This window comes from Saccharopolyspora pogona, assembly GCF_014697215.1.
In the GTDB taxonomy this organism is placed as follows: Bacteria; Actinomycetota; Actinomycetes; order Mycobacteriales; family Pseudonocardiaceae; genus Saccharopolyspora; species Saccharopolyspora hattusasensis.
Genome location: NZ_CP031142.1, coordinates 9,362,247 through 9,368,216, shown reverse-complemented (window position 1 = coordinate 9,368,216; position 5,970 = coordinate 9,362,247). Strand labels below are relative to the sequence as shown.

6 protein-coding genes are annotated in these 5,970 nt (G+C 65.0%); 2 read left to right on the top strand and 4 right to left on the bottom strand.

What is annotated here, in order from left to right:
- Positions 1-605: 605 nt before the first annotated feature.
- Positions 606-881, top strand: coding sequence for a hypothetical protein (locus DL519_RS43945; RefSeq protein ID WP_190823638.1), 276 nt, complete (start codon positions 606-608; stop codon positions 879-881).
- A gap of 163 nt (positions 882-1,044) precedes the next feature.
- Here DL519_RS43945 and DL519_RS43940 read toward each other — a convergent pair whose 3' ends face one another.
- Positions 1,045-1,752, bottom strand: a complete 708-nt coding sequence (locus DL519_RS43940; RefSeq protein ID WP_223840168.1) for an SMI1/KNR4 family protein — start codon at positions 1,750-1,752, stop codon at positions 1,045-1,047.
- 69 nt (positions 1,753-1,821) lie between these two features.
- Between DL519_RS43940 and DL519_RS43935 the strand changes: the two genes are divergently transcribed.
- Entirely contained in the window at positions 1,822-2,154 is a 333-nt protein-coding gene (locus DL519_RS43935; protein ID WP_190823637.1) for a hypothetical protein, read from the top strand.
- Between the two features lie 365 nt (positions 2,155-2,519).
- On the opposite strand, the gene DL519_RS43930 is transcribed toward DL519_RS43935, so the two are convergent.
- From DL519_RS43930 to DL519_RS43920, 3 genes are read right to left on the bottom strand one after another with little or no spacing between them, the layout of a single operon-like run.
- The gene (locus DL519_RS43930) at positions 2,520-3,221 is read right to left on the bottom strand and encodes a transposase (RefSeq protein ID WP_190823636.1); all 702 of its coding nucleotides are present in this window, start codon (positions 3,219-3,221) and stop codon (positions 2,520-2,522) included.
- A 59-nt stretch (positions 3,222-3,280) separates the two neighbouring features.
- Positions 3,281-5,521: a hypothetical protein gene (locus DL519_RS48135; protein ID WP_223840167.1), complete on the bottom strand. Its 2,241-nt coding sequence runs from the start codon at positions 5,519-5,521 to the stop codon at positions 3,281-3,283.
- Positions 5,404-5,967, bottom strand: a complete 564-nt coding sequence (locus tag DL519_RS43920; protein ID WP_190823635.1) for a hypothetical protein — start codon at positions 5,965-5,967, stop codon at positions 5,404-5,406. Before DL519_RS43920 ends, DL519_RS48135 begins: the two co-directional genes overlap by 118 nt.
- Between the last annotated feature and the right edge of the window lie 3 nt (positions 5,968-5,970).

The window sequence follows — 5,970 nt, the reverse complement described above, 5'->3', positions numbered from 1 at the left end:
CACCACCACCCCACCCCAACGCCGCCACAACCCAAGGCAGCAACAACGAACACAAACATCAACCTGCCCACCCCACTGAATGCCAGCACATCGATCGACCAGGGCGGTAACACACAAAAAACCGATAGCCGGGTAGCTTCAGCCACCCGGCACCCGAACCAAATCACTCCTCCCACAATTAATGATCTTCCGGTTATAGGGCGTGTCGTTGCGCATGGTTTGTGCTGTGGGCTGGATGATCGCGGGGTGCCGAAGTTCTCACCGTCGACGAGCAAGCAGGCTCGTGAGAGCAGAACTGGAGCCGCTAGACGGGATTTCCAGGCTTTGCGGGAACGCCGGCTGCGGGCTGTGGAGATGTCCGATCGCGGTGAACGGCAGGTCGATGCGGCCTTGGCGTTGGGCGTCTCGCAGCAGACCGCACCGAAGCGGCACCAGGCGTGGTCGGCCGGTGGCCGCGAGGCGCCGGAGGGTGCTGTTCGCGCAGGGCGGATGCCCAGGATTTCCGATGAGCAACTGACCGAGGCCAAGGTCGAGCAGCCGCGGAGAAAAACGGGCCCCGGAGGCGGGGAGCCTGGACTTTCCTCCAGGCCGGAAGCGGATATTGGTTGCACCCAGCGGTAACCGCTACCTGGGCGCCGCGTGGCCAGACCCCGGTGCTGCGGCACCGATTCTCCTCGACTCGCATCGCGATGTCGGCTGCACTGGCCTACCGGCCCGGCCGCAGCCAGGCCACGTTGGTGTTTCAGCCCAAACACGACAGCCACAACACCGACTCGCCGATCAAGTCCCCCACCGACCGGCACGACCACCTCGACGGAGACCCGGTCACGCCGATCTGGGACGGGCTGCCCACCCACCGGCCCAAAGCAATGAAAGCCTGACCGGCCACACAACGGAATTGGCCTGTCGTGACACTCCTTCCGGCATACGCACCCGCACTCAACCCGGCCGAACCCGTCTGGGACAACGTCAAAACCACCGAACCGGCCAACCCCCACCAAGGACAGCAAACCGCCGCTTGGCAACCAAACGGCATCGGACGGCTCACTCATCACCCAACGTCTCCCGGCTGGCATGGAACAGCTCTGCGAACGTTGAGAACTCGTTCAGTTCCCCGCATTCGGGCCGGAACCCGTAGGCGGGCCACTCGTCATCCGGGCCGGCGGCAGTGGGGGCAAGCAGCCAGTGGTCCTCACCGCTCGCGATCACCAGCGAATGCCGGAACACCGCCACGTACTCGTCACACGACTCCCTGCCCTGCTTCTCGGCGTAAAGATCGATAAAGCCCATGCCATCGAAGGTGTCACGGAACCAGGCAATGTTCTCGCACGGGAACAGTTCGTCGATACAGCCACCGACGCCACTCCACCCGTCACTCGCGAGCAGGAAAGCACGAAAACCTGGCGGGAACCGGACACCCAGACGTCGCTCGGCCGTCAACACGGCCTGCTCGGCAGCCGGCTCGAAACCCAACCAGCACATCGCCACCTGTTCACCCGTGAACCGATCACGATCACATTCCCCGGCCGTACGCAAATACAACTCGCCGTACTCACTCAGATAGCCGCGCCACTGTTCGGGCGTAGTCGGCAACGACGTGTGCGGTACCGCGCCGTCCTCTCCATGGACAGACAAAACCTGTTCTCCTCGCCCGGAAATCCGTCGGTCAGTGACACCGTCCGCCACGTTCACCGACCTCCCATCCGGACAAGCCGGGCGAACAATAGTCTCGGCGTCCTGCTCGCCCAGCACCTCATCTATGCCCGCGACGAACGAGTCGAGCCCTTTGTGCATTGTCCGTATCTAGGCCATACCGTGGCCGTGAATCACGATGACTCCACCGCGGCACGGCAGATCGTCGAGGACAGTCTTGACCGATGTCCGCATCAGGCAGAGCCCGGATACGCAGCAGCGCTCGCCGGAAAGGCCCACGAACAACCTCGTGACGACCGGATCATCCACTGCACCATCGAAAGCTCGTTCCACGCGGCACAAACAACCTTCCAGAAGTTTGCGCAGGCAACGGAACTGTCGCGGAATGAAACCCCCTATGACCCGGTCATTCCTCCGACCCAAGCTGATCATCTGCCCATCCCGCTGTCCGACCGAGGCGATATTTCCAGCACGACAGCGCAACAGGAGGCGCGAACATGAACAACGGCCACAGCCGCCCGAAAACCGACGGCCACTGCCCCAAAGCTCGCGACTACAGGCGCATTTCCTCGACACCTACATTCCCGAAAGCCTAACCCGAACAGATCAACAACCGCCTCGCCACTGCCCGAAAGACCCACCAACATTGCCCGGAAAACCGCCAGCAGACCATCGCGGGTGCCTCTGTGACGCTGCTATGTGTCGTCAAGTGTTCTGGGCCGTGTTTTGGTGCCATGTTGGATCCTGCTGGCTAATTCGGCGCGGTGTTGGGGCTGTTTGGGAAGGTGCGGGCGTGAAGCGAACGGACCGTTCGTGTCGTCTACCGAAGCGAACAGGCCGTTCACCGCACACCAACAGCCCCGGGCTCACATCGGATGAACGGAGCGAACGGACCGTTCGTGTCGTCTATCGAGGTGAACAGGCCGTTCACCGCACACCGGTTGGCGAGGCAGAACCGGACCACTCCCGCAGTGACACCAGCCCCAGCCCCTCGCGGAAGAAGCCAGCAGGGTCATGTTGATGTTCCAGGAGCCTGAAGAGCTGACGCGCGATATCCGTTTGAGGCACCGTTTGGCTTCGTCGCGCATGGTTTTCCCTTCGGAGGTGCGGCGGGCCAGGTAGGTACGGGTGCCGGGATCGATGCGGGCGCGGGTCAAAGCGATGGTGTGCATCGCTCGGTTGAGCTGCCGGTCGCCGGATCTGTTGAGGAGGCGGCGATTGGCCAATCCGCAGGACGCTGGGATCGGGGCGGCCCCGGAGAAGGACGCGAAGGCTGCCTCCGAGCGGAACCGGCCTGGATGGGACCAGCTGATCAAGACCTGGGCGGCGCTGATCGCGCCGACACCGGGCAGGGCCAGCAACTCGGGGTGCGTGGAGGTGACAAGTTCGGTGATCTCACGTTCGAGCTCGTCGGCTTCGACTCGCAGCGCCGCTATGCGCCGGTCCGTGCAGCGTAAATTTCGGGCGGTCATGCGGTGTTCGATATCGTGCGTGGGTCGCCCACGCAGCTTCGCGCAGTAAGTGATCCGGGCATCGCTGGACTTGCCGCGTAGCTCGGCGCGCAGCACTTCCCGTGCCGAATTAGGTGAGTGGAACACGCCCCTGCGCTATCGCCTGCTCCTACACTTCACGCACCCTTGCCCGGCGAACGTTGCGCCAGGTCGCGCCAGATCTCCTCGACCTTCCGCATCCCAGGCAACCTGTCCGCGACCCACTGCAGATCCGTTGAGGTCCAGGCGCCCTGCCGTACCATGCGCTTCGCACGTTCGACGTTGAATGCACGCGTACCGTCCGGATCGAATCCCGGCGGCATCGTCTTCAAATGCTGTTCCATTCGGCCCGCCAACTCGGCCACCTCCGCAATCCCGGCCAGGTTACCGAGCCGGTCCAGCCGCACGGACTCCGGCAAATCAAGCAACTCCGCCACTCGCGGCAACTGGCCGTCCAGCCATGCGACCTGCGCCGGCCCGCCCAGAAGCTTCACGATGTCGGCGGCCGTGGGCTGCGAACCCTCCCCCCGCGACGCGGGCGCTGCGGAACCACCGCCATCGCTGCCCCCCGCGGAGGCACGCAGTCGGCCATGCTGAGCCCACCAAGCCAAGTCGGCGCCGGCGTCCGCTAGCACGCCCGGCGACAATGTCGACTCGGGGTCGATTCTTCTGCCATCACCCTGGACGGTGTCCAGGAAATAGTGCGCCTGCCCGTCTTTAAAGAAGTCACCGGAGGTCGAGAACGCACTCGCGTCGTTGCCGTTCACATACGTTGCCTGCGGGACGTCCTGCGAGGCCGCCGACGGTATTCTCAGCACGAGGAAATGAACGTCGTCCCCCGCCCTCTGCTCCATGAACTCCCGCACGGCACCGGGGCCATCGGTCAGCCGAAGCTGCGGGACGACACCCCCCGTGGCGTCCTGGAAGTGCTCACTCGCCGCACCTCCCACAACCCGCCGCAACACACCAGAGTGCAGCATGCCTTTCGCGGCGCGGAGGTTGTCGGCGATTTGTTCCAGCAACTCCGTGGCCGCCTCAGGACCCGGGTCAGGAATCACGATGCCCGAGCCCCGCACCATGGCCTTCGCGACCTCATTGCCGAGCAGTACCTGAACAACGATGTAGTTGACCGAAGCCTTCAGCGACTTCCCGAGTCCATCGATGACCTTTCGCGATTCGGGCCGCAGAGGCGGGACTGGGTCGTTCACCTTCTTCCACTGTTCCGATGCGTCGGACGGGAACTTTTCTCCCTTTTTGGCATCGGACCACGCGAGACGGCGCTCAGCCTCCCGTATCCAGTTCTCGTTCCACGCCAGCCTGAACGGCGCTGGCGGGACGAACCCATCCGCGATAGCCCGCAGAACAGCCCGGCGCAGCTTCCCAGCTCGCTCCGCGAGGGGCTCGACGACGCCCGCCAGCCACTTCCATACATGCGACTCGCCTCCAAAAAAGACGGAGCCGGTGTCGGTCACCTCGAGTGCTCGGCCCGGGCCGAGGTGACGCACCAGCTCCGAGCTCGGGAGCCGGGCAGCCTCGCGCATATTCCGCAGATCGGTCGGGGCGGGCTGTTGTCTACCGTCCAGCCACTTCTGAGCCGTGGACTCGTCAACTCCGGCCACCAAGGCCGCTCGGGCCGTGCCGAGGTGACCCACCAATTCCCCATCCGGGACTTCGGCGGGAACAGCATCCCCGGCGACGTAGTCCAACAGATCGCCCGGTTTCCACGGCAACGGATCCTCCATGGGCAGCAAACCGAGAACCCTCTCCGCGGTTTTCCTGTCCGGCTGCCCTTGCGAGGCCACCTGCACGCCCCTCCGGGGGTCCAACTCCCCCTGCAAGGCCATCTCCAAGCCCAGCTGCTTCAGGGGACCCAGGCCCAGCTCCCGCAATCGGTCCGCCAGCGCGACCGCCCCTTCCGGCCCGCCGAACGCCGTGACAATCGTGTCCAGCAAGATCCCACGCACCACCGCACGATCACCGGGACGGCCGCGACGCCACTCGGTCACGTCTCCCGTATCAACGCCGATCGCCGTGGCGACGTCCAAGTCATTACCGAAGAAGCGCGTGAGGTAGTCAAGCTCACGACCGTCCAGGGCGTGCGCCAACTCATGCAGCACGTTCAGCTCCCGCCGGCTGGGCTGCCGGCCTGACACACCGGCACGCTGCGGTGGCGGACCGCCGGGCTCGCGCACCTGCACCCGGATGTTGGGCTTGCTCCCGGCACGCACCACCTCGTCCAGGCCACGGAAGAAGGCCACCTCTAGCCGCAGCTCGGCGCGGTACTCAGCCGCGCTGGAGCCAAGCCCTTCCTCGCCCGACCTCGCCAGCCGGCGGCGGCGATCGGCCAGGCGCACCATGAACTCACCCAGAGCACCCAACCGCTCCTCGTACAGCGGACCGCCGGCACCAGGTCTTTGACCAGACTCTTGACCTCCTCCCGCCCGCCGTAGGTGCTGACCACCGACCCGATGATCGCCCGGCGCAACGCCTCGGCATGCCACCCTTCGGGCAGGTGCGACCACATCCGCCACACCCGCGCCGTGGCCTCATCCACCCCCAACGCCTGAGCCAGATACCGGCTCTCGCGCGCCGCCGGGTTGACCATATTCATCAACTCCGCAGGCTCCTCATCGTTCAAGGCCGCGAACAACCCCTCCCATTCGACCTCTCGGCCACGACGCCACAGCCTCTGATCCGCCGGCCCGTACTCCACCCTGACACCAGGCGGATCCACCACATGCACGAAGAACTCCACCGACTCACCGCTGTTCTCCAGCCAGGTACGCGGCGGCAAAACCCGGTCCGGATCCAGATGCCGCGGCACCGC